This is a genomic window from Acinetobacter sp. YH12128, from assembly GCF_013418655.1.
Lineage (GTDB): Bacteria > Pseudomonadota > Gammaproteobacteria > Pseudomonadales > Moraxellaceae > Acinetobacter > Acinetobacter amyesii.
Genome location: NZ_VPBO01000019.1, coordinates 1 through 25,679 on the forward strand (window position 1 = coordinate 1; position 25,679 = coordinate 25,679).

A 25,679-nucleotide genomic window follows, 5' to 3' on the forward strand; every position below is an offset into this window, starting at 1 on the left:
CAAGTAACTTGGACCAGTGTTGATCATTTAGCATTGTTCGAGGCATAGCGAGTGTAAAATTGGGTTTGGCGATTTAATTTTACTATCTCGCTATTTTTTTAATCAACAAATGTCAACAGACCCTAATCTTAATTGAAAAAAGTTTGTTAGTTAGTGCCTCTAAATCCGATGGAATTTGCTCTATCAGGGAGTTTAAGAAAGAAGTACCTAAAAAAACCACATTTTTATGATAAAAATCTAAAATATGTGAAAATCTTTCATTTAATTCATTAATTTCACTATCATCTAATAAAGTTAATATAACTAAAGATTTCAAATGGTTTTTGTTAAGAAAGCTATTCAACATCTTTGATGTAGATTCTACATAGGTTGAAATATTTTTTTCATATTCAATAAACTTTTTAGGATCTAAGTTTTTACTTTCTTTTAATATAATTTCATTTGGGAATACAGCAAAATTTATAGCTACAGGCCCACTTATATCATCAATATTTTCATCTGTAATTATGTTGTAAATTAATTCATTAACTTCAACATATTCTTCAAATGCAATATCTTTGTATTCGAGATATTGTTTTAAAATTGTTTCAATAAATATTTGAATATCTACGGTATGAAGTATCCCTTTTCTTTTAAAAATATCTTTTATTAAATAATCTATGTTCATAATTGTAAAAAAAGAAGCCCCTAAAGGCTTCTTTTTACAGAATAAAAGTCAAATAAGCAACACATTAAAGCGCCGCAATCTGCTCCATATTCGCATTAATCTTCGCTAACTGGTCAGCAAACTCAGCAAGTTTCACTTTCTCACCTTCAACTACAGCCGCAGGTGCTTTCGCCACAAAACCTTCGTTCGCAAGTTTAGTTGCAATTTGGTCATGCTGTTTTTGAACCTTGTCTAAGTCTTTCTGTAAACGACCTAATTCCGCTTTCGGGTCAATTAAACCTTTCATTGGAACAAATACAGACACATGACCGACGACAGAAGAAGAAGACAATGGCGGTTGTTCAGCATCAGCTAGGAAGGTAATGCTTTCAACTTTTGCCAATGCTTTAAACAACGGTTCAATACGAGCAATTTGTGCTTTTTCAGCATCAGTCGTGTTTTGCAGAAGAACAGGCAACAAGCGAGCATTACCTAAGCCCATCTCACCACGGATATTACGTACCGCACCAATCAAACCTTGCAGCCATTGCATATCTGCTTCAGCTTGTTCGTTGATTTTCGCTTCATCCGCAACAGGGTACTGAGCCAACATGATTGTTTCGCCAGAAATGTTCAGTTTCGGCGCAAGCGTTTGCCAAATTTCTTCTGTTAGGTAAGGCATCAACGGATGAGCCAAACGTAAAGATGCTTCCATTACAGCAAGAAGAACACGACGTACTTCAGCTTTACGCTCAACTGATACGTTTTCATCATTTAGAACAGGCTTAGTCAGCTCGACATACCAGTCACAGTATTCATTCCAAATGAACTCGTAAATCGCTTGTGCAGCCAAGTCTAAACGGTAAGTCGCAAATGCTGTTTGCACCACTTGTTCCGCTTTTTGCAGACGGCTCACGATCCATTGTTCAGGCAATTCCCAAAGGTCTTGACGTACTTCTTGACCAATCACTTGCTCTTCGCAGTTCATCATCACGAAACGGGTAGCGTTCCAGATTTTGTTGGCAAAGTTACGGTAACCTTCAACACGTTTCATGTCGAACTTGATGTCACGACCTGTGTTTGCAAGCGCACAGAATGTGAAACGAACAGCATCTGTACCGTAAGATTGAATACCTTCAGGGAATTCTTTACGGGTCGATTTTTCAATCTTCGCGGCTTGTTTCGGGTTCATCAAACCTGTGGTACGTTTTTGTACTAAAGTTTCAAGATCAACACCGTCAATCAAATCTAATGGGTCAAGCACGTTGCCCTTAGATTTAGACATCTTCTGACCTTCGCCATCACGTACCAAACCGTGAACGTACACAGTTTTGAACGGAACTTGCGGTGTGCCGTCTTCATTTTTCATGAAGTGCATGGTCATCATGATCATGCGGGCAACCCAGAAGAAGATGATGTCAAAGCCAGTCACAAGCACATCAGTTGGGTGGAAAGTATTTAAGAAATAGTTTTCTTTATCTTTCGCTGCGTCGCCAGTCCAACCTAAAGTTGAGAATGTCCAAAGACCAGAAGAGAACCATGTATCAAGCACGTCTTCGTCTTGTTTCAATTCAACTTCAGGTGCAATGCCATTTTTCGCACGAACTTCAGCTTCGTCGCGACCGACAAATACATTGCCTTCAGCATCGTACCAAGCAGGGATACGGTGACCCCACCACAATTGACGTGAAATACACCAGTCTTGAATGTTGTTCATCCACGCCATGTACATGTTGCTGTATTGCTCAGGAACGAATTTAATCTCGCCATCTTTTACAGCTTTGATTGCAGGCTCAGCAAGAGGAGCGATCTTCACATACCATTGGTCTGTTAGAAGTGGCTCAACGATCACGCCTGAACGGTCACCACGAGGTGGCTTCAAGGTATATGGTTGAATTTGGTCTAACCAGCCTTCAGCTTCCGCTTGAGCAACCAATTTTTTACGTGCTTCAAAACGTTCTAAACCAATGTAGTCCGCAGGTGCAGGAATAGTTTTAGAAATTTGCTCGCCCGCTTTTGCGATATATTCAAAATCGCTCAACACTTCCGCATTTTTGTTGAAAATGTTGATGATTGGAAGTTCACAGCGTTTGCCCACTTCATAGTCATTGAAGTCGTGCGCAGGGGTGATTTTCACACAGCCTGTACCAAATTCTTTGTCTACATATTCGTCTTTAACGATTGGAACAGCACGGCCTGTAATTGGCAGGATAATGTTTTTACCCACAAGCGCCGCATAGCGTTCATCATCAAGCGCAACCGCAACTGCTGTATCGCCAAGCAATGTTTCAGGACGAGTTGTTGCAACCACGATGTGATCTTTACCGTCGTGCGTGCGGATTGATTTGTCTTCAAAGAAATATTTGAAGTGCCACAATGAACCTGCTTCTTCTTTATCAGACTCAACTTCTAAGTCAGAAAGGGCAGTTTGTAGTTTAGGGTCCCAGTTGACTAGGCGTTTACCACGGTAAATTAAGCCTTCTTCATGTAGCTTAACAAATACTTCTTTCACAGCATTTGATAAACCTTCGTCCATGGTGAAGCGTTCACGAGACCAGTCTACAGATGAGCCTAGACGACGAATTTGACGGGTAATGTTACCGCCAGATTGTTCTTTCCATTCCCACACTTTTTCGATGAACTTTTCACGGCCAAGGTCGTGACGGCTGATGCCTTCTGCGCCAAGCTGACGTTCAACAACCATTTGCGTTGCGATACCTGCGTGGTCGGTACCCGGCTGCCAAAGGGTATTTTTGCCAGACATACGGTTATAACGAGTCAACGCATCCATAATGGCATTGTTGAAACCATGACCCATGTGCAAGCTACCAGTGACGTTTGGTGGCGGAATCATAATACAGAATGAATCACCTTTTTGAGATGGCTTGAAGTAGCCTCTCTCTTCCCAAGTCTTGTACCATTTTTTTTCGATCTCGGTCGGATCGTAGGTCGTAGCAATATTTTGCGCTGAATCAGTCATAGTCTAAACAGATCAAAAGTGGATAAAAAATTAGATCTATTGTAGCAAAAAAAATGGTGAATTAGGGATGTTGGGCGAATGTTAACTTTTAGGATTTGGCAGTAAATAAAAGAGTCCGTATGATAGGACCTAAGATAAGAAGTATCCATTGATCCCAAAACTAAGATAAAAGGAGCAATATCAAATGACTTATTCTATTTCTTTAAAGATTCAACCTACGACATATCAACGTTTTGAGACGATTCATCAAAAACTTAATGCAGGTGAAACAGAAAGTCAGTCCAAAGCCTTAGGGGATAATCTAGCGGATATTGCATGTGAAATTTTAGATCAAGTTTTTGGTCAAATGGCGCGCATGAATAAGTCTGGAGACAATGAATCCGAAAAAATTATTCAGCAAATACGTGAAACGACCCGTAAATATATGCCGTGGTCTGTGTCTTTTTTCGGCAATGACCGCCTTGTACCGATGGTGAATTATTTATATGGACGTTTTTATAGCGAAGATGGTCAGCATTTTATGCATTACCCGATCGATGCCTCTCTAGCGAATGACTTGCTAGGCTTTGTCAGTCAGATGAAAGACGGGCAAAACCAATATGTGCCGCTCGCGTTGAAAGCATTCACGCAAGTGGTCGATGCAGGGGTGACGCATTTGGTGCGTGAACCAAAAAAAATGCTGAAATTTAATATGGTGGTGGATAAAACTTTAACCGGTGTCATCAATCTCACCACGCAACTCGGATATAAACGCTTCGATAAACTCGGCAAAATTTATGATGCACAATCGATGAGTCAGTACTTTGATCATTTTATGGTGTTTTTGAGCAATGAGCCTGTACTACATAAAGCATAAAATACATATAAATGAATAAATTAGTTATTTAAAAGGATGTCAAAATGGCAAAACGTGATGATTTGAACGGAAAAGTGGTATGGATTACTGGGGCATCTTCAGGTTTGGGTGAAGCTTTAGCGAAAGAATGTGCTTTGCAAGGGGCACAGGTCATTTTGACCGCACGTCGTTTTGAAGAGTTGGAAAAAGTCCGGGTTTCATTATTACATCCAGATCAGCATCTTTCAGTGTGTGCAGACATTACCAATGAAGAACAAGTTCGCCATGCTTATGAACAAGTCCTTGCGCATAAAGGCCGAATTGATTGGCTAATCAATAATGCGGGATTGAGTCAGCGTGCATTGATTACGGATACGACTATGCAAACTGAACGTGCCATCATGGAAGTAGATTATTTTTCGCAAGTCTATTTAACCAAAACCGTTTTACCGACATTTTTAGCACAAAAGTCTGGTCGAATTGCTTTTGTCTCAAGTGTTGCAGGCCTCTTAGGGACACAGTACCGCGCGACCTATTCTGCTGCAAAAGCTGCCATTCATATGTGGGCGAACAGTCTACGTGCGGAAGTTGCGGATCAAGGGGTGGGCGTATCGGTGATATTCCCCGGATTTGTCAAAACCAATGTTTCATTTAATGCACTCAATGGTGCCGGCAAGCCACAAGGGCATCAGGATGAAGCCATTGAAAATGGTCTAGAAGCCAATGAGTTTGCCGAAGCAGTAGTGCAATCTTTGCAACGAGGGGAAGAATACATCGTGGTGGGTGGTTCTAAAGAAAAGCTCGGAGTTTGGGTGTCACGTTTATCACCGACAACGTTGTATAAAATGATTCGTAAAACCAAAGTGAAGTAAGTTTTAACAAGTTTAAATTGTTTAAAAGTCACTCTTAACAGTGACTTTTTTAATGAGTATCGAGATTATAAGAAATGAAAAAGAATAATTTTAACAAATGGGGAATAGCCATCATTTTGTGCGCAATCATTGGTGTAATTGGTACGGTGGCTTATTTTTATTTTAAACAGAAAACTCAAAAAATTGAGCACAACTCAACACTCGAAAAGCCTGAAAAAGAAATAGGAACTGTATCAGAACCAGTTACTGAATCTGTTGAGATTGAACCTAATGTTGAAGCGGCGAGTGCAGAAGTTGTAATACGAGGACCGAACGAGGGGTGGTTACCGATCGAAGCACTATTTGATGAAAAAGGATTATTGAAGTCTGAGTATTATAGTCAAAATCCTCAAGATTCAGATGTTGATAAATTACCTTATAGCTCGAATAAAATTGGTGATTTTAAATGGCGAGCTGAATTTCATCCTGTTGATGATTTTAAAGGCGATCAAGCTAGACTCAAAGATCAATGTTTTGGATATTGTATTTTAGTGAAAGGTAAGTTGCTGACCAGTGTTGAATCGACTGTATTTACAGGAGCATTTATTGCGAAAGATCATTTGATCGAAGTGATTGTACATAAGGGGAGTGGCGCATATATGCCTGTCAACTATAGCTTTATCAAAATCGACAAAGCTGGTAATGCAGAGTTAATCTCAGATGATCATAATTCTTACAAAGATCAATTGGCTCGTATCAATCATTCGGGACTCGAGATTGACTTAAAACCATTTAGAAAACTTCAATATTTTCTTCTAATGAATGAAAATGGTTTAAATGTGTCGATGCAAAAACCCAATAAGGTGGATGTCGAACCGACTCAGTGTAAAGAGTATTACGAAGGAACATTAGAGGCATGTCCAACTTTATATGGATGTAAAGCTGACATTGTGGTGCAAGATCTGGCACGTGCTTATGCTGGAGATGTTGCATTTAGTTATCATGATCCAAATATTGATGAAAAGAAATTTAATGAAGTTTGTTTTAAAGTTTGTCGCAATGAAAATGTGAGTTATGAAGAGTTTGAAAACACATTGTGTAAAGTAAATTAAATAGTAAAAATGAATTGGGGAGAAGTAGAGAGATCAGATGTCTCTCTTTTGAATTGCTGTCCCATACGCAAAGACTTCGACCATGCCGCCTTGCATACCCAACTCAGTGGTGCTTAAACGCAGGCCCATAATTTGCGTTGCGCCCATCTTTTCAGCTTCTTGCTTTAAACGCACCACGGCTTCACGACGTGCCCGATCAACGATGCTTTCATAACTGGTTAAACGTCCGCCAAAGAAGTTCTGAATATTGGCAATCACATATTTAAAATAATCATGTGAAATCACTACATTACTTGAAATCAGTTGTCCGAATTGTTCAGTAGTTTTAAAGCGGTTGTTGTCTATGCGAATATGCGCCAATCGCTTTTCTTGAGCTTCGAGTTCTTTGAGATGCTTTTGTTCGATATGGCGACCGAAGCCCCAACCAATACAAAAGAGCACCACAAAGATCAGGACTTTAAAAATAAAGGCATCCATGACTTAGTCCTGAGTTGGAAATGGGTCTGGTAGTTTTGCTGAGTTGGCTTCTACGCGAACTGCCGTGCCATACACAAATAATTCAGAGGCGCCTTGAGCAATATTTGAGGTTGAAAAACGGATACCGACGACTGCATTCGCGCCTAAGGCACGTGCTTTATTAATCATACGGCTCATAGCTTCTTGACGGGATTCTTCGAGTAGTTCTGTATAACCTTTGAGTTCACCACCCACGATATTTTTTAGGCCAGCCATAAAGTCACGACCAACATGTTTACTGCGGACAGTACTGCCATAAACGACATCAAGTTGTTGTGTAATGGTATGACCCGGAACAGATTCAAGATTACTTAAAAGCATTTTTAGTTATCAATATAAAAAGGTGAATTGAAGATAGGAAACTCTTCAACAAAAAGCAATATGTTCATTTTTATTTTGTAGCTCCGATCTAAAAATGAAAAAGCCCACCGAAGTGAGCTTTTCAAATATTACGGGCTAGGCTAAATCAAATTATTGTTTTGATGCAGCTTTACGCTCAGCAGTAGAAGGTTGGTATTGCACAGCATCAGAAGTGTTGGCTTTGATACCACCACCAAGTGTTTTATACAATTCAACTTGATTGTTGAGATTTGCTTGTTCAAGCAACAACAAACCTTGCTCAGCTGCATAAGATGCACGCTGCGCATCAAGTACAGTTAAGTAGCTATCAATACCAGCACGGAAGCGGGCATTTGACAGTTTGTAGGTTGTATTGGTTGCATCAACTAAACGGCGCTGTGCTGCAATACGGTCACCAATGTTTTGGCGAACTGCAAGCGCATCATTTACTTCACGGAAAGCTGACTGAACTGATTTTTCATAATCAGACAATGCAATTTTCTGGTCAGTTTCAGAAACTTTAATATTGGCCTGACGTGTACCCCAGTCGAAGATTGGAATATCTAGGCTAGGGCCAGCAGACCATACAAAGTTGCCTGATTTAAATAGATCACCTAAGTCCGTTGAAGCATAACCCGCAGAACCTGTCAGGCTAATCGTAGGGAACAGACGTGCTTTAGCTGCACCAATGTTCGCACCGGCAGCAGACAGTTTATATTCAGCTGCACGGACATCTGGACGGTTGTTCAACAAGTCACTTGGAATACCTGAACCAATGGTATTGGTCGAAGTAATTCGATTGACACGTTGGTTCGGCAGCAAGTTCGCAGGTACTTGTTGACCCACTAATAGGTTCAATAAGTTTTGCGCTTGAGCAATTTGAGTTTTGTAGTTCGCAACATCATTACGTGCAGTTTCTACAGAAATTTGAGCCTGACGAACAGGAACTTCACTGTCAATACCGACATCAAAACGCTTTTTGTTCAGGTTGTAAGATTCAAGCTGAGCCTTTAAGGTTTGATCTGCAAGCTTCAAGTTTGAGTTAGCGTATGCATAGTTTAACCATGCTTGAGCCACTTGACCGATCAACGCAATTTGTGTTGCATCACGGGCACTTGCAGTTGCAAGGTAACTGTCTAAAGCATTGTCTTTTAAGCTACGTACACGACCCCAAAAATCAAGTTCATAAGCAGTGACACCTAAACCGACATTATAAGAGGTGATAGGCTTTTGTGTATTCAACGTGTCTTGACGAAGTACACTACCACTTGCACCAATGGTTGGTAATTGACCATTGGCAGTGATTTGATACTGTTGCTGTGCACGTTCAATATTTAAAGCAGCCGTACGTAGGTCACGGTTATTGGCTAAAGCTAAGTCAAGAACTTGTACCAGACGTTGGTCAGCAAAGAAATCTTTATATCCTTGTTCAGCAACAGAAGTACCAGAAGCACTTGCTGTGTAGCTTTCGGGGATATTGGTCTGAACAACCGGCTCTGGACCACGCATGCTTTGGCAGGCAGCCAAAGCAAGCGCAAGTGAAGAAACCGCAATGCTACGACCTGCAATAGACCATACATTTTGCATCACGATAAATGCTCCTGATTATTTTGTTGTTTTGGTTTGTACTTAAAGATACTTCGGATCCATACGTAGAACACAGGAATAAAGAAGATACCAAGTAGGGTAGAACTGATTACGCCACCCAATACACCATAACCTACAGAGTGCTGGCTACCTGCACCTGCACCCGAAGAAAGGGCAAGCGGAAGTACACCAAAACCAAAGGCTAAAGTGGTCATGATAATTGGACGTAGACGCATTTTAGCGGCATGCAATGTTGCGTCAAACAGATCTTCACCTTTTTCTTGAAGTTCTTTGGCGAATTCTACGATCAAGATCGCATTCTTCGCGGACAAACCAATGACGGCAATAATAGCCACCTGGAAGTAAATGTTATTCGCCAAGTTTGGATTTTTGAAGAACACCATTCCAAGGAAAGTCAGTAATAACGCACCCAATACACCTAATGGTACAACCAGTAATACTGAGAACGGAATAGACCAGCTTTCATACAAGGCAGCAAGACATAGGAAGACGATTAACAATGAAAGTGCGTATAGGAATGGTGCTTGTGCGCCAGACTCACGTTCTTCTAGAGATAAACCAGTCCATTCATAGTCAAAGCCTTGAACGCCCATCGAAGGAAGTTTTTGTACAATTTCTTCCATCGCTTTCATCGCGTCGCCCGAACTTACACCTACACCCGGTGAACCTTGAATGTTCACAGATGCGATACCGTTATAACGTTCAAGACGTGGTGAACCATAAGTCCATTCGCCAGTAGCGAAGGTCGAGAATGGTACCATTGTGCCTTGGTTGTTACGGACATACCACTGGCTCAGGTCTTCAGGCATCATACGTGCCGCAGCTTCACCTTGTACATAGACTTTCTTCACACGACCACGGTCAACGAAGTCATTGATGTAAGAACCACCCCATGCCATACCCATTGTGGTGTTAATCTCAGAAATACTCACACCCATAGCACCAGCTTGAGCTTGGTCAATCGTGATTTTGTACTGTGGTGTATCTTCTTGACCGTTAGGACGAACACCCATGAGGCGTTTATCTTGAGCAGCCATACCGAGTACCATATTACGGGCATCGATAAGTTGTTGATGAGTTTGACCTGCAGAAGCTTTTAACTGCAAGTTGAAGCCGGCAGTTACACCCAATTCAGGCATTGCTGGTAATTGGATTGGCATGATGTATGAAGCATCCTTCACGATCATGTTCAATGCCATACCACGTTGAATAATCGCACCCACTTGAGATTCAGGTGATGTACGGTCTTCCCAATCTTTTAACTTGATGAATGCAAGACCTGCGTTTTGACCTACACCTGTGAACGAGAAACCGGCAACACTGAATACAGAATCGACATATTTTTCTTCGTTTTTCAGGAAGTAATCGGTCATTGCAGTGACAGTTTTATCCGTACGCTCAAGTGAGGCATTCGGTGGTAACTGTACCAGTGTCATTACAACACCTTGGTCTTCTTCAGGTAAGAATGATGATGGTAACTTTTGGAATAAAAGCACTAATAAGCCGATTACAACTGCATAAATCACACCAGAGAAAATCTTGTGGTGTGTCATGAAGTTCACGCCGCCTTGGTATTTATGCGCAACTTTATCAAAAGAGCTGTTAAACCAACGGAAGAAACGGGCAAAGATATTGTTGCTTTCAGGTTTGTTTGGATCATGTTGTTTCAACATGGTCGCACATAGGGCAGGGGTAAAGGTCAATGCTACAATCAATGACAGAATCATTGCTGTTACCAGCGTGATTGAGAACTGACGATAAATTACACCTGTCGTACCACCGAAGAATGCCATCGGCACGAATACAGCGGTTAACACAGAGGTAATACCGATTAAGGCACCCGAGATCTGTTTCATTGAGATTTCAGTTGCAGTCACGGGGTCAAGATGATCTTCAACCATGACACGTTCAACGTTCTCTACGACAACAATCGCATCATCCACGAGGAGACCAATCGCCAGTACCATCGCGAACATGGTGAGTGTGTTGATCGAGAAACCAAACATGTTAATGACAGCAAAAGTACCCAATACCACTACAGGTACAGCCAATGTCGGAATAATCGTTGCGCGCCAGTTCTGTAAGAATAAGAACATCACAAAGAATACAAGAATCACGGCTTCTACAAGGGTATGTACAACACTTTCAATCGATAACTTAATGAATGGAGTCGTATCAAATGCAAGCGTGTCTTTTAAACCTTCAGGGTAGTTTGGACGTAGTTCTTTTAAACGTGCTTCAACAGCTTCGGCTGTATCTAATGCGTTTGCACCAGTTGCTAGTTTGATCGCTACACCACCAGCAGGTTTGTTGTTGAACTTAGAGTCGAACTGATAGTTGTCAGCACCTAATTCAACACGTGCAACATCACCTAAACGTACTTGAGCACCATCACTACTGTTACGCAGGAAAATGTTTTTAAACTGCTCTGGTGTTTGCAACAAACTTTGTGCTGTAACTGTCGCGTTCAGTACTTGACCTTCAGTTGCAGGCGCACCGCCTAACTGACCAACAGCAACCTGAGCATTCTGTGTACGGATAGCCGCAGCCACATCACTCGGTGTAACTTTCAGGTTTGCCATTTTGGCTGGATCTAGCCAAATACGCATCGCATAAGAACCACCGAATACTTGGACTTCACCTACACCTGCCACACGGCTGAGAGGTTCAGAAATATTCGAGTTTACATAGTCCTTAATGTCGTCCGCAGTCAACTTGCCCGACGGTGAGTGGAATGCTACAACTTGTAGGAAGCTTGCGCCAGATTTGGTGACTTTTACACCTTGACGCTGTACATCTTCAGGTAATAGCGCTGTCGCAGACTGGAGTTTGTTTTGGACTTGAACTTGGGCGATATCTGGATCGATCCCTTGTTCAAAGTTCAATGTAATAGATGCCTGACCGTTACCCGCACTGTTTGACGAAATATAACGTAAGCCATCCAAACCATTCATTTGTTGTTCAATGATTTGGGTTACGGTGTTTTCAACTGTTTCTGCAGATGCACCAGGGTAAGTCGCAGAGATTGAAACCGTTGGCGGCGCAATGGTCGGATACTGTGCAATTGGCATATTTGATAGCGTGAGTACACCCGCTAGCATAATTACCAATGCAATCACCCACGCAAAAATGGGGCGATGAATAAAGAATTGAGCCATTCAGTCTACTCCTTATGCGTTTGAAGTAGCTTTTTGTTCAGTTTTAGGCGCTGCTTGTTCTGTTGCTTTACCTTGTTCTTTTGCTGCAGCAGGTTGTTGAGCACCTTGAGGTGCAGCAGCCTGAGGTTGATACGGTTTGGCTACAACTTGTTGCTCTGGCTTAACTTTCGCAATACCGTCAACAATCACTTTATCGCCAGTATTCAAGCCTTGAGTCACGATCCAATTCGAACCTTGTGTACCAACAGTGGTTACAGGGCGAGATTCAACAGCACCTTTTGCATTCACAATCATTGCCATTGCTTGACCTGTAGGGGTACGTGTAATAGCAGCTTGTGGAATGAGGTAAGCGTTTGGAATCACACCCTGAACGATGCGAGCATTGGCAAACATACCCGGAAGCAATAAATGGTTCGGGTTAGAGAACACAGCACGAAGGGTAACCGTACCTGTATCAGGGTTCACACTTGCATCAGAGAATGCAAGACGACCTTCAATTGGGTATTCGCTACCATCTTCAAGACGTAATTTCACTTTGGTGTTATTACTGCTGTCTAAGTTGCCTTTGCTTAACTGTTGGCGTAGACGAAGAAGTTCAGCACTTGATTGGTTAATGTCAACGTACATTGGATCAAGACGTTGAATTGTGACTAATGGATCAGCCTGAGATGCAGTAACTAAAGCACCCGCTGTCACTGTTGAACGGTTGGTTTGACCTGAAATTGGCGCACGTACAGTTGAGTAACCTAAGTTAATTTCTGCATTTTTAAGTTCTGCCTGAGATGCAGCAACATCTGCTTCAGCCAGTTTAACTTGAGCAACAATATCGTCGTATTCTTGTTTAGAAATCGCATTTGAGCCAACAAGCTGACGGTAACGACCTTCTTTAACACGTAACACGTTTAGGTTTGCTTGTTGACGTGTTAAAGCAGCACGAGCACTGTCAGCTGAAGCACGGTTTGTACGCGAGTCGATCTCGTACAAGGCTTGTCCTTCGCGAACATAACTGCCTTCTGCAAATAGACGTTTCAGTACTACACCACTGGTTTGTGGACGTACTTCTGAAATTTCATAGGCAGATGTACGGCCGGAAAGTTCAACAGATTGTTCAACGCTTTGCGGTTGGGCAACAATGACACCGACTTCAGTTGGTGGCATTTGCTGTGCAGCAGCAGCTTGCTGTGCATCTTTAGGATCTTTGCTACAACCAACAAGTGCAATACTTGTTGCCAATGCGCAAGCAGTCAGGGCGGGAGCCCAAAGCTTTGCAGACATCATTGTTCCACCTCAATTAGATATTTATCTAAATTATTCATTTGTTTACGCTTTACTGATTTTGATGTAACTCAAATAAAGTAGCGCGATCCAAATAAAACTTATGCTCCAACCGGATAAGACATCTGTCGGAAAATGAACCCCAACATATACTCGCGAAACACCCATACACAGCATCCATAACAATGCCAAAATGGTGATCAAGCGATGTTGAGCATGTTGTCGGTAAATCAAGATCATAAGACACGCAAGCGATGCAGCATAACAACTGTGTGCGCTTGGGAATGAACTCCCGTAAGACGCTACAAGATGGTACATTTCTGGGGGACGCGGTCTGGTGAACGTAAATTTAAGCAACCATGCAAGGCCGATACTTCCAAAGATCCCTATACTGATAAAAACAATCTCTGTGTATTTTTTATACCACGCAAAGTGTAAACACCATAGCGTGGTGAAAAATAATACAAAAGGCATGCCGCCTAGCGCCGAAAGTCCGATGGCAATTTGATTAAAAACAGCAATACGGTGCTGACTCATCCATTCCACGATATTTAAATCTATTAGATTTAAATGGCTAGAATAAAGCGACAACACACTGATAATTAATGCAAAAAAACCAACAAACAGTAGCGTTCGTGGCATATTTTATTCCTTGTCATTTTAACCGGTTCGAGCTCGGTTAATTAATGGACTAAAGTGTACTCATCAGTACACTTTATTTCAAGTCTGTGTAAATCATACTGATTTTATTTTTTGTGTTCATTTACATCTTACTAAAATAAAACACAAATCTGCTAATGATTGTTCTTACTGGCTTGTGTGCCATCTTCAACTTCAAGTGGGGTTTTCGGTGGCCAGAAAAAGTCACTTGGTCGAGTTAGAAAATGAGTCATCACCAATTTAGCCAGGGGTTTCCATTGTTCAAATCTTACGCGACGAGCCCGTAGTGCCACAATAATTGTTAACGTGAAACTGACGAATAAGTTAGTCAGACCGATCAGAATAACCCCTAAGAATGACACAATGATTAAGCCAATGTCTGGCGAACCATTGATATTGATGAGGCCTTGAATAAAGTTAGCCGATGCGAAGGCAATATGGCGAATATCTAAAGGTAAACCTAAGATATAACCAATTGTGCCCATACTACCCAGCATGATCCCGAATAAGAAGTTACCCGCCAAAGCACCTAAGTTTCGTTCAATGTAAGCGGCAAACTTATCCAGTCTGTCTTGACCCATGATGCGTTTTAACTTTGGATGCGCTTGAATTCGTGGTCCAACTTTGCGATAGACCGCCATGTTGTCAAAGTAACCGGCAATCAAACCCGATAAAAACAAACATACCCCAGCAATCGCAGCATGTGGGACAGCGAGAGAAGTGAATGGGTTAAGGTCGTGTAATGTTTTGGCTGCTTTTGCATGATTCATTAAAGGTTCATGTAAAGCCATGTCCCAACTGAGGGCAATCAGCGCTGCAACAGGAATCGCAATACTGATGTTGCCTAAAATTGCAATAAACTGGGTGCGGATAATATTAATAATCAGCGCGGCAAGTTCGGCAATCTGAGCCATTTTCGAGCCTTTACGATGCTGAACCGTTGAGGCAAGTGCGGCAGCTGTCATCGCAGGCTGTTTGGTAGCAACCGTAAAATGTAAGACATGAATCAGCATAAAGCCGAAAGAGTAGTTCAGACTATATGAAATGGCTTGCATGAGCGGTGCCATGGTGACACGGGTCATCAGCACTTTTAGTGTTGCCATACATGCAATGATCACGCCGGCACCTGCCGCAGATCGGTACATGCTCATAAAGCTTTGTTTGTCCGTACTTACATAGTGTTCGCCAGTTTTACTTGCATTTTCGGTGACTTGTAGGGCAACCAATTCACTATTGGTGGCGAGCAAATCGCGCACACTGCGTTCGCTATAAATCGCTGACGTCACATCACTGAGTAAACTACCCATAGAAACATAGCGGACATCATCTTCTTCAACAATCAGGTTGAGTAAGATTTCTAAGCGATCTAAACACTGTTCTAAAAGCGACAATAAGTAAGTCAGGCTGACACTTACGCCAATTCGTTTGGTCGCACGCCGAATCTTCAGCACCACATCACGACATTGTTCCAGCATCACCAACGCTTGAGAAGCATCCGGCGGTAGCACGGCACTCATTTCTTCAGCACTTTGATGGAGCTTTTTATACTGTTGAATAAAATCGTTTATTTCACGGTTTTGCACCAAAAAAGGCGATTCATATTCGGTCAGTTCAGGCTGCGCATTAATAAATTCAGGATATAAGCCAATACCACTCACCCGATAAGACAAAACGGTAATGGCCTTAATTAATTCACGGCGAATTTTCTTTTTTTCTTCCTGATTGCTATGACCTTGGTTAAACAATCGAAAGAGCTGCATCCATTGCTGATCATCAATACTGTCGAGCCAATATTTGTCGCTATGACGATAAAAAACTCGACGGACTAAATCTTGTAGTTGAGTTTCGTCATTGATCAGGGGAAGAAAATGTGCGCCAAGACGTTGGAACAGTTGTCCCCAAAAACCATCGAGAGACAAAATACCCGTGTCCGCATATAAACTGGTTTGTTTATATCGGCTAATGAGGTTTAGAACAAAGCTTTGCAGGGTAGAGGCTGCATCTGGCGTGATGAGTAAAGCTTGGATGAAAGCCTGAAATTTTTTCTTAATTTCGTCGGTATTTTTTGTATCTTCTGGTCGAATTCGGTTGACCAATTCGATCAGCAAGTTTTCATCCAGCACAGCCCGAGGGGTATCGAGCTGTTGCTGCATGGTCAAAAAGATATCATTCAGTTTTATATGCATAGGCAAGGGGAATTACGATGAATATTGTTAATTATTGAATTCGGTGTAATGCCAAGTTTGCGAGGTTGATTAAAGCTTGACGATATTCAGTATCTGGTAGCGCTGCTAAAGCGGCTAGTGCTGCCTCAGTTTCTTCAGTCGCTCGTTGGCTACAATAATCAAGCGCCCCAGAGCTTTGTACAATCTGAATAACACGCTCTAAATCTGCCGTACCACCTGTGGCAATACTGCGGCGAATAATGTCATGTTCTTCGCCAGTGGTATTCTTTAAGGCAGAGATTAAAGGTAAAGTTGGTTTACCTTCCATCAAATCATCGCCAATATTTTTACCTAATGTTTCAGCATCTGAGGTGTAATCTAAAATATCGTCAATAATTTGAAAGGCATTTCCAAAGTGTCCGGCAAATTTTCTAAGCGGTTCACGGTACTCTGGTGTACCAGTCAGAATCGCTGCACCTTCGGTAGCGAGCTCAAATAAACGCGAAGTTTTACCGTGAATAATATCTAAATAGGTTTGTTCAGTAGTTTCGGGTTGGTGTTGTGATTGAAGTTGTAAAACTTCACCTTCAGCAATTTCACAGGTACCCGTTGAAAAGTCTTTGAGTAATACTTTGCTGTCTAGATCCACCAATAAATCAAAAGCGCGAGAAATCAAAAAATCACCCACAAGTACGGCAGTTTGATTATTCCATGTCGCATTTGCGGTTGGGCGGCCACGGCGTAAACCCGATTCATCGACTACGTCGTCATGTACCAAGGTTGCGGTATGTAGCATTTCAATAATTGCTGCAAGTTTACGGTGTTTTTCTAAATCTTCTGCGCCACAAGCCTTTGCTGCAAGTAAGCACATAATGGGACGCATGCGTTTACCGCCTGCTTCGACTACATGTTTACTGACTGCCATGACCAAGGCAACTTTAGATGTGATCCCTTCATTAATAAATTTGTCCATCGCAGCAAAGTCAGTAGCAACAGGCGCGAGAATATCTTGCTTAAAGTCGATGGTCATATGAAGAGAAACCTCAATAATTTTTGAATTACAGACGTAGTGTAGCAATTTGTTATATGAATAACAGATAAGAACTTACTCAATTGACTTAATCTTAAGTGATTTTTTTCATCAAGCGGAAGTATTGTACTTATTTTTTAACAGACTTTTATCTTTAGCATGTTGTTTGAACAGCATGTTGTTGATGTCAGTCCAGAGTATATTAGCGAATTGTTGCTAAAAATCTATGTCAAACCTTGTCAAAAGCATGATAAGTGAAATAGAGCACTCATTTTAATACTTTTAATGACACTGTTTATATAATAAACGCATACTCATCTAATATTTTACGGAAATGACTTGTTGTTTTTCGGGTTATCCCTTAAAATCTTTGCCTTTGCAAAACCCCAGTGACGATCGTTTTAAGATCGGTATATCCCTTTACCGGCACGACAACACGGGCATGTTTGGAGTACTTAAATGTACGCAGTAATCCAAAGCGGTGGTAAACAACACCGTGTAGTTGAGGGTGAAACCCTTAAAGTAGAATTATTGAAAGCTGAAACTGGCTCAACTGTTACTTTTGATGACGTGTTGATGCTTGTTAACGGTGACAGCATTCAAATTGGTGCACCAGTAGTAGCTGGCGCTAAAGTAACTGCTGAAGTAGTTAGCCATGGTCGTCACGACAAAATCCGCATCATCAAAATGCGTCGTCGTAAACACTATCGTAAACAACAAGGTCACCGTCAATGGTTCACTGAGTTGAAAATTACAGCTATTTCAGGCTAATTACGAGGAGTAAGTAGACATGGCAACTAAAAAAGCCGGTGGTTCGACTAAAAACGGTCGTGACTCGAACCCAAAAATGTTGGGTGTTAAAATCTACGGCGGTCAATCTGTGACTGCTGGTAACATCATCGTTCGTCAACGTGGTACTGAATTCCACGCTGGTGTAAATGTAGGTATGGGCCGTGACCATACTTTATTTGCAACTGCTGACGGCGTTGTGAAATTCGAAGTGAAAGGCCAATTCGGTCGTCGCTACGTATCTGTTGAAGCGTAAGCTTTAATAGAAAAAAACCCGCATTTTTTGCGGGTTTTTTTTGTCTGAATAAAATTTGAGGTATTTTTCTTGATTGTTGCAAACGATGTATGTAGCAATAAACCACCATAAATAGTGATTTAAATCACAAAATATAAAGAGCGTAATAGAGGAGTACAAATACAAAAAAAGGATAAGGACATGAATAAAATATTGAATACAGTTTTTATCGGTGCTGACTATCAGAAAAGGAATTGTCCTGATAAAAGCCAACAAATTGCATTTTAAAAGACACTACAACTTGGTGAAATAACTTCAATCGCTATTAAAGCTGTACCAAAATTACTAGCTGTGAGTATTTTACTGTCATTGGGTTCAATCACTTGGGCTAGCGGTTCAGGAGAGCATACCTTAGGTGGTTCAACCTGTTCGAGTAGCTGTAATGATTCACATCAGCATTCAGGAGGCAAAGGACACACAAGTCATGGAAATGGCAATGGTTATGGACATAGTGGCGGAGGAAAACCTCATACTGGACCACAAGGACCACAAGGACCACAAGGACCACAAGGACCACAAGGACCACAAGGACCACAAGGACCACAAGGACCACAAGGACCACAAGGACCACAAGGACCACAAGGACCACAAGGTGTAAAAGGTGATACTGGAGCACAAGGTGAACAAGGTCTTCAAGGTTTACAGGGCGAGCAAGGTATCCAAGGTGTGAAAGGTGATACTGGAGCGCAAGGTGAACAAGGTCTTCAAGGTTTACAGGGCGAGCAAGGTATCCAAGGTGTGAAAGGTGATACTGGAGCACAAGGTGAACAGGGTTTTCAAGGTTTACAGGGCGAGCAAGGTATTCAAGGTGTAAAAGGTGATACTGGAGCAACAGGTGAGACAGGAGCCACTGGATATAATGCTTATCAAGTTGCGCAAGTAAATGGTTTTGACGGTACCATTACCGAATGGCTCGCTAGCTTAAAAGGCGATATGGGTAATACAGGTATGACTGGTGCAACAGGTTTTAGTACTTATGACGTTGCAGTTGGTAATGGTTTTGAAGGCAGCGTTACTCAATGGTTGGCCAGCCTTAAAGGAACAAATGGTACCAATGGGATCTCTAAAGAAGTAATGGATGCTGCGGACACCTATATCCTGAATGAAGCAAAAACTTATGTGAACCAAGTTGGGCAACAAACTCTTAACCAGGCAAACGCCTATACTAATAGTCGTGTAAACGCATTGAATAGAGACATGCGAAAACTCGAAGATCGAACCTATGCAGCAGTGGCTTCAAGCATTGCAATCGCTTCCTTACCACAACCCACAGATGCAGGTTACAACATGTTCAGTGCAGGTATGGGGACTTGGGACGGTGAGCAAGGCTATGCACTTGGCTTCAGTGGTGTCACTGAAAACAAAAAATATGTGTATAAAATTGGGGTAACCAGCAACTCTGAAAGTGACTTTGGTGCAGGAGCTGCTATTGGGTGGCAATGGAAATAACTGAAAATTGGAATGTTGAAATTGCTAAATCATGGTTTAATTATTTGAAAGGCATTTGAGTCAAATCAAGGGCCTTTTTACTTTATATTTCTCCATCATGATGAATAAAAAACAGCAATTTGCATTAATAACCATACAAAACTTCTTATTTTCTCTAAATTTAGTCAATGAAAGTGGTTTAAGATGGAGCCATCTAACAAATTGCGTTGATGCAAATATAAAAGGTGAATCTATGAAAATGCTTCGTAAAACCATCTGTGCTATGGCATTAGGTGCAGCGACACTGGCACCGGTTATGAGTACGACAGTATTCGCGGCACCAGTTGCAGCGTCGGAGCAGCAGGCAACTGCCAATTTGGTGAAACAATTATCGGGTATTAAAAGTTTTACTGCTAACTTTCAGCAAACTACAAAAGTGACCAACCCGAAAGCCACTCAAAAGAAAGGTTTAAGTGCGCAGCATATGAACCAGACTTTTACTGGGGTAATGAAAGTTCAGCGTCCGGGTAAATTCTATTGGGAAACAACCAGCCCATCTAAGCAAACCATTGCGACTACAGGTAAAACAGTTTGGATCTATGACCCAGACCTACAACAAGCAGTACGCCAAAGCTTAGATGACCAAGTTGCGAATACGCCTGCATTATTATTGTCGGGTAATACGGCTCAAATCATGAAGTCTTATCGTATTACACAGCCAAATAAGACAAAAACTTATTACACCTTATATCCAAAAAGTGATGATGGCGTATTTCAAAGCTTAACCATTAGTTTTGGTGCGAAAAATGCACCAACCTTAATGATTCTCCAAGACTCATTAGGTCAAACAACAAATGTACGTTTCAATAATGTGAAGGTGAATGCGTCTATTCCAGCGTCAACCTTTAACTTTGTACCTCCAAAAGGTACGGACATTATTGATCAATAATTCTCATGAACGAAAAAAAGCAGACATCGGTCTGCTTTTTTTATGGAGAAATGTAAAGCAAGCAAGCTGAATTTAAGTGAAATTTAGTAGTATGCTGATATTCGCAGGTTGCTTAAATGAAGTGACTTGTGGTTTTGACTGTTGCTATAGGGAATTTTGGGATGAAAAAAATCATATGAATAATATAGCTTGGGCTGTTTCAGCTGTGGTTTTAATTGGGTCATTAACGGCCTGTCATCCTCGAAATGAACCTGTTGAAGGTGCAACGACGGAACAGAAGCCAGCGGTCGTCGCTGATGCGATTCCACTTATTCAATCGAAATCTGTTGCGATGCAATTGCCGAAAGCACAAGCTTGCGATGCGGAAGGTTGTACCCAATATACGATTCAAACGGTTGAAACCAATGTTGATTGGATTAATCAATATTTTACTGACCGAATTAAAAAGGCAGATCCGATTGCATTTTCAACTGAGCCGAATCAAAAAATTGATTTATCGGACAAGACGGATGCAGGCTTAAGTCAAAGTACCACTTCTGTTCGATATATTAGTCAGTGGGGACATATCGCAACTTTTGCGATCGAAAGCTATACCTATGCAGCGCATGCTGCTCATGGCATGTCTCATGTTGAATATGTCAATTTTGATTTAAAAGCTAAAAAACGTTTGGCTTTACAAGATGTCTTGGTCAAAGGTGCAGATGCGAAAGTGATTAGCGCACTTTTTGATGCCAACTATATGTGGTTGGATAGTCACGATATTGAACGTTCAAAACTACAGTTAAGCGATAATTTTTATTATGGCGCGAACGGGATCGTATTTGCTTATCCGCTGTATGAATTGGCGAGCTACGCAGAGGGCATGCCTGAGCTAAAACTTCCATATTTTATGGCTAAAGGGCTATTTAAACCTGAATATTTACCAAGTTTGCCAAATTACGAAACCAAATAAGACAATTTGAGGCAAGATTATTGGTCTAATAAGGGGCAGCTGTAAGCTCGGTCACTGTATTTTTGAGTGTTAAGAGCTTACACTATAGCCAGTTTTTTTCTTTACTTAAGATTGGCTATGATCGACCCGAAATTACTCAGAAATAATATTGAGGCTGTAAACTTAGCCTTAGCAAAACGTGGTGTTCAACTCAACGTAGCAGAGTGGGCAGACCTTGAAGCTCGCCGTAAGGAAATTCAGTCTAAAACTGAGTCGTTACAAGCTGAACGTAATGCTGGTGCAAAACAAGTTGGTCAAATTAAAAAAGCTGGCGGTGATGCATCTGAAATCATGGCACGTATGTCTGCTATTGGCGATGAAATTAAAGCGGCTGAACTCGCACTTTCTGACCTTCAAGCTGAACTCGAAGCCAAATCTTTATCGATTCCAAATTTACCTCATGAGTCTGTGCCAGAAGGTAAAGATGAAAATGACAATGTTGAAGTTTTAAAATGGGGTACACCACGTCAGTTTGATTTTGAAGTCAAAGACCATACTGATCTTGGTGAAATGATGGGCGGTTTAGAATTTGAAACCGCAACTAAATTGACTGGTACTCGTTTTAGCGTACTCAAAGGGCCATTAGCGCGTTTACAACGTGCAATTACCCAATTTATGTTAAATACACATACCTTGGAAAATGGCTATACCGAAGCTTATGTACCGTATTTAGTCAATGCAGACTCTTTACGTGGTACAGGTCAATTGCCTAAATTTGAAGAAGATTTATTTAAACTTCAAGGCGAAAAAGAATACTACTTGATCCCGACTGCAGAAGTGCCTGTAACCAACTTCGTGCGTGATGAAATCATTGACCCAGAACGTTTGCCATTAAAATATGCAGCGCATACGCCATGTTTTCGTAGTGAAGCAGGTTCGTATGGTCGTGATACGCGTGGCTTAATTCGTCAGCATCAATTCGACAAAGTTGAAATGGTTCAAATTGTAAAACCTGAAACGTCAATGGAAGCATTGGAACAGTTAACAGGTCATGCTGAAGGAATCTTGCAAGCACTTGGTTTACCGTACCGTAAAGTCGTACTTTGTGGTGGCGACATGGGCTTTGGCGCAATCAAAACTTATGATTTAGAAGTTTGGGTGCCAAGTCAAAATACCTACCGTGAAATTTCATCTTGCTCATGCATGGGTGATTTCCAAGCACGCCGTATGAAAGCGCGTTACCGTGCTGACCAAAAGAAAACTGAGTTTGTACACACGCTGAATGGTTCAGGTTTGGCCGTTGGTCGTACTTTACTTGCCGTGATGGAAAACTATCAACGTGCAGACGGTTCAATTGAAATTCCAGCAGTACTTCGTCCATATATGGGCGGTGCTGAATTTATCGATTAATAGTCGATAAAGTGCATACATTTGTGCACAAAAATTGCTTAAGACAATCAGATTTAAACTATTGAGGTCGTGTGTGGATATCTTTCCAATCTCTTTGAAGTTGCAGCAGCAACCTTGTCTGATTGTTGGTGGTGGTCGAATTGCATATCGAAAGGCTGTGCTGCTTGCAAAAGCGGGCGCACAGCTGACAGTTTGTTCACCCGAAATTGAAGATGATTTATTGAGCTTGGTTAATCAAACCCAAGGTCAATATCTCAACTCGGTTTATCACGAATCGGTTTATCAAGAAAATGCCATTGCGCTGCGTCAGTTTCGTTTAGTGATTGCAGCAACCAATGACAAAGCGGTCAATCAGGCGGTATTTGAAGCCTGCGAAGCTGAAAATGTCTTGGTCAATAGTGTCGATGATCCGCCGCATTGCCGTTTTATGGTTCCTGCGATTATTGACCGTTCTCCGCTGGTCATCTCTGTTGCATCCAATGGCACATCGCCAGTACTCTCGCGCCAAATACGCACCCAGTTAGAAAGCTCAATTCCGCATGGCATGGGCAAACTGGCTGAGTTCTCAGGTCAATGGCGTGCAGCTGTTAAAGCCAAAATCGTCAATCCAGATGAACGCCGTATTTTTTGGGAAGACTTGTATGCAAGCCCGCTCAAAGAGCAGGTATTTAATGACAATTTGACCGAAGCCAATCGTTTGATTGAACAGGCCATATTGGAATGGAAACAGCCGAAAGGCGAGGTGTATTTGGTGGGTGCAGGGCCGGGTGATCCTGAACTGCTGACCTTAAAAGCCCTGCGTTTAATGCAGCAAGCGGATGTGGTGATCTATGACCGTTTGGTTTCTCAGCCGATTATGGACCTCTGCCGCCGTGACGCTGAAAAAATTTACGTAGGTAAAGCACGATCTAATCATGCTGTTCCGCAAGAAGGCATCAATGCCTTACTGGTGAAATATGCAAGTGAAGGCAAACGTGTCTGCCGTTTAAAAGGCGGAGATCCATTCATCTTTGGCCGCGGCGGTGAAGAAATTCAGGAACTTTTTGCGGCAGGCGTTGCCTTCCAAGTCGTTCCAGGGATTACTGCTGCATCTGGTTGTTCGGCTTATGCAGGGATTCCTTTAACGCATCGTGATTATGCGCAAAGTGTACGCTTCCTGACAGGCCATCTGAAAGAAGGTTCGCCTGAGCTGCCTTGGAATGAGTTGGTTTATCAAAATCAAACGCTTGTGCTGTATATGGGCTTGGTCGGTCTAGAAAAAATTTGTGAGAAACTCATCGCGCATGGGCAGCGTTCAGACATGCCTGTCGCATTGGTTTCTAAAGGGACGACACCTGAACAAACAGTCGTGGTCGGGACATTGGCAGATATTGCATCTAAAGTCAGTGAATACCAAATTCAGGCGCCTACATTGACGATTATTGGTGATGTGGTGAGTCTGCGTGAACAGCTTCAATGGCTGGATTGATGGATGGCCTATTATTTTGCTGGCTATTATTTGTTGCGGCTTAAACAGCATGCATTATTGAACAGGGCTAATCAATTTATTCGTACTTGCAGTTCTTGCATTAATGATCATTTGATTAGCGATTGGTCTTATTCATGCGTTAAAAATGCACATTTTAAAATAGAAGATGTACAAAGCCAGTTTAATTTGTCTAATTTGCAATTGAGTAACTTGCGGAAGTGGGCTGATCAACATAGTTTGCAAGATCAGGTTGGTTGGATCAGCCTCTTTTACGATATTGAAACTGCTTTAGAATATAAGCATAAATTCTTTGAGCATTGTCAAAATGTTCACTTATTATCAATGTATATTGATGAAGAATATAGACAGGATATTCTTGAAATTTATAAACCTGCTTTTCCTAATATAGGAGAGGTCGGCCTTTATGCATGTTTGAAGAAGGTAATTGTTGAACCTGAAGATACAAATGAATTACTTTTAGGCTATGACTATATTGGCATAGAACCTTGTGGAGATTTTCACAGTTTTCATTGTCACCATCTTGCAGATAGGCTTTGTGAGAAATTCAATTTAGAACTTAATTACAATAATTTATTTGATGATTCTTCAAGACAGTCTGAAATTGAAGATTTTCTAAATGATGAATCGTCAGGACTTGAAGCAGTCCCATGGGGGATTGCAAAAGTGAAGTTGGTCAAATCTTGGTAAATATGTATTTATCAAACAATTTAATATAGAGAAAATACGTGATACATGTTGTTTTATACGAGCCAGAAATTCCTGCAAATACAGGGAATATCATTCGTTTATGTGCCAATACTGGAGCGCAGTTGCATTTGGTCAAGCCATTAGGTTTTGAGCTGGATGATAAAAAACTTCGCCGCGCAGGTTTGGATTATCATGAATGGGCACACATGAAAGTGTGGGAAAACTTTGAAGAATGCCTTGCGGGCTTAAAAGTGCAAGGTATTGAGATGGATGCCATTTATCCATTAACCACCAAAGGTTTTGAAACACCGCATACCTCTGATTTAAACCGTCCTGTAGCATTGTTGATGGGGCCAGAAACACGTGGTTTGCCAGAAGATGTCCGTATGATGTTCCCGAAAGAACATTGGATTCGCCTACCGATGGCACCAAATTCACGCAGTTTAAACTTGTCTAATGCTACTGCTGTGATTTTATATGAAGCTTGGCGTCAGCAAAACTTTAAAGAATTGGTCTAAGTGTGATC

General features: G+C 41.6%; 22 protein-coding genes. 12 read left to right on the plus strand and 10 right to left on the minus strand.

The features are described 5' to 3' along the window. Positions 1-112 precede the first annotated feature (112 nt). Entirely contained in the window at positions 113-667 is a 555-nt protein-coding gene (locus FTU64_RS11035) for a hypothetical protein (protein ID WP_180055778.1), read from the minus strand. 64 nt (positions 668-731) lie between these two features. After that, positions 732-3,626 (minus strand): valine--tRNA ligase, encoded by a 2,895-nt coding sequence (locus tag FTU64_RS11040; protein ID WP_180055777.1) that lies wholly within the window; start codon positions 3,624-3,626, stop codon positions 732-734. A 184-nt stretch (positions 3,627-3,810) separates the two neighbouring features. On the opposite strand from FTU64_RS11040, the gene FTU64_RS11045 reads away from it, so the two are divergent. The 3 genes from FTU64_RS11045 (at position 3,811) to FTU64_RS11055 (ending at position 6,424) form a co-directional block, all read left to right on the plus strand. Next, positions 3,811-4,482 carry a hypothetical protein gene (locus FTU64_RS11045; RefSeq protein WP_180055776.1) on the plus strand — a complete coding sequence of 224 codons (672 nt, stop codon included), beginning with the start codon at positions 3,811-3,813 and terminating at the stop codon, positions 4,480-4,482. Positions 4,483-4,526: 44 nt separating this feature from the next. Further along, complete coding sequence (locus tag FTU64_RS11050) at positions 4,527-5,333, plus strand: SDR family oxidoreductase (RefSeq protein ID WP_180055775.1); 807 nt, start codon at positions 4,527-4,529, stop codon at positions 5,331-5,333. A 74-nt stretch (positions 5,334-5,407) separates the two neighbouring features. Continuing rightward, positions 5,408-6,424 carry a hypothetical protein gene (locus FTU64_RS11055; RefSeq protein WP_180059755.1) on the plus strand — a complete coding sequence of 339 codons (1,017 nt, stop codon included), beginning with the start codon at positions 5,408-5,410 and terminating at the stop codon, positions 6,422-6,424. A 33-nt stretch (positions 6,425-6,457) separates the two neighbouring features. Here FTU64_RS11055 and FTU64_RS11060 read toward each other — a convergent pair whose 3' ends face one another. The 8 genes from FTU64_RS11060 to sdsA all read right to left on the minus strand — a co-directional run bounded on the left by FTU64_RS11060 (position 6,458) and on the right by sdsA (position 17,175). Further along, positions 6,458-6,901: a YbjQ family protein gene (locus tag FTU64_RS11060; RefSeq protein WP_180005074.1), complete on the minus strand. Its 444-nt coding sequence runs from the start codon at positions 6,899-6,901 to the stop codon at positions 6,458-6,460. Positions 6,902-6,904: 3 nt separating this feature from the next. Then, entirely contained in the window at positions 6,905-7,261 is a 357-nt protein-coding gene (locus FTU64_RS11065) for a YbjQ family protein (protein ID WP_180005073.1), read from the minus strand. Between the two features lie 150 nt (positions 7,262-7,411). Next, entirely contained in the window at positions 7,412-8,866 is a 1,455-nt protein-coding gene (gene adeK, locus FTU64_RS11070; RefSeq protein WP_180021981.1) for a multidrug efflux RND transporter AdeIJK outer membrane channel subunit AdeK, read from the minus strand. Then, positions 8,866-12,045 (minus strand): efflux RND transporter permease subunit, encoded by a 3,180-nt coding sequence (locus tag FTU64_RS11075; RefSeq protein ID WP_078192210.1) that lies wholly within the window; start codon positions 12,043-12,045, stop codon positions 8,866-8,868. Before FTU64_RS11075 ends, adeK begins: the two co-directional genes overlap by 1 nt. Positions 12,046-12,057: 12 nt before the next feature. Continuing rightward, complete coding sequence (locus FTU64_RS11080; RefSeq protein WP_168378125.1) at positions 12,058-13,323, minus strand: efflux RND transporter periplasmic adaptor subunit; 1,266 nt, start codon at positions 13,321-13,323, stop codon at positions 12,058-12,060. 42 nt (positions 13,324-13,365) lie between these two features. Further along, the gene (locus FTU64_RS11085; RefSeq protein WP_180055773.1) at positions 13,366-13,962 is read right to left on the minus strand and encodes a phosphatase PAP2 family protein; all 597 of its coding nucleotides are present in this window, start codon (positions 13,960-13,962) and stop codon (positions 13,366-13,368) included. Between the two features lie 152 nt (positions 13,963-14,114). After that, positions 14,115-16,166 carry a site-specific recombinase gene (locus tag FTU64_RS11090; protein ID WP_180055782.1) on the minus strand — a complete coding sequence of 684 codons (2,052 nt, stop codon included), beginning with the start codon at positions 16,164-16,166 and terminating at the stop codon, positions 14,115-14,117. A 31-nt stretch (positions 16,167-16,197) separates the two neighbouring features. Further along, positions 16,198-17,175: an All-trans-nonaprenyl-diphosphate synthase gene (sdsA, locus tag FTU64_RS11095; RefSeq protein WP_078191391.1), complete on the minus strand. Its 978-nt coding sequence runs from the start codon at positions 17,173-17,175 to the stop codon at positions 16,198-16,200. 459 nt (positions 17,176-17,634) lie between these two features. On the opposite strand from sdsA, the gene rplU reads away from it, so the two are divergent. The 9 genes from rplU to FTU64_RS11140 all read left to right on the plus strand — a co-directional run bounded on the left by rplU (position 17,635) and on the right by FTU64_RS11140 (position 25,671). After that, positions 17,635-17,946, plus strand: coding sequence for a 50S ribosomal protein L21 (gene rplU / locus FTU64_RS11100; protein ID WP_078191390.1), 312 nt, complete (start codon positions 17,635-17,637; stop codon positions 17,944-17,946). Between the two features lie 19 nt (positions 17,947-17,965). Continuing rightward, positions 17,966-18,220, plus strand: coding sequence for a 50S ribosomal protein L27 (gene rpmA / locus FTU64_RS11105; RefSeq protein WP_067764378.1), 255 nt, complete (start codon positions 17,966-17,968; stop codon positions 18,218-18,220). Between the two features lie 330 nt (positions 18,221-18,550). Continuing rightward, positions 18,551-19,708, plus strand: coding sequence for a YadA-like family protein (locus FTU64_RS16505; protein ID WP_373886577.1), 1,158 nt, complete (start codon positions 18,551-18,553; stop codon positions 19,706-19,708). Positions 19,709-19,940: 232 nt separating this feature from the next. After that, positions 19,941-20,636: an outer membrane lipoprotein chaperone LolA gene (lolA, locus tag FTU64_RS11115; protein WP_180011509.1), complete on the plus strand. Its 696-nt coding sequence runs from the start codon at positions 19,941-19,943 to the stop codon at positions 20,634-20,636. A 175-nt stretch (positions 20,637-20,811) separates the two neighbouring features. Then, positions 20,812-21,588: an RsiV family protein gene (locus tag FTU64_RS11120; RefSeq protein ID WP_180055772.1), complete on the plus strand. Its 777-nt coding sequence runs from the start codon at positions 20,812-20,814 to the stop codon at positions 21,586-21,588. 117 nt (positions 21,589-21,705) lie between these two features. Then, positions 21,706-22,977, plus strand: a complete 1,272-nt coding sequence (gene serS / locus FTU64_RS11125; protein ID WP_168378122.1) for a serine--tRNA ligase — start codon at positions 21,706-21,708, stop codon at positions 22,975-22,977. A gap of 73 nt (positions 22,978-23,050) precedes the next feature. Then, the gene (gene cysG / locus FTU64_RS11130) at positions 23,051-24,445 is read left to right on the plus strand and encodes a siroheme synthase CysG (RefSeq protein WP_180055771.1); all 1,395 of its coding nucleotides are present in this window, start codon (positions 23,051-23,053) and stop codon (positions 24,443-24,445) included. A gap of 3 nt (positions 24,446-24,448) precedes the next feature. Then, positions 24,449-25,153 carry a hypothetical protein gene (locus tag FTU64_RS11135; protein ID WP_180007575.1) on the plus strand — a complete coding sequence of 235 codons (705 nt, stop codon included), beginning with the start codon at positions 24,449-24,451 and terminating at the stop codon, positions 25,151-25,153. Between the two features lie 38 nt (positions 25,154-25,191). Next, positions 25,192-25,671, plus strand: coding sequence for a tRNA (cytidine(34)-2'-O)-methyltransferase (locus FTU64_RS11140; RefSeq protein ID WP_180055770.1), 480 nt, complete (start codon positions 25,192-25,194; stop codon positions 25,669-25,671). The last annotated feature ends 8 nt before the right edge of the window (positions 25,672-25,679 follow it).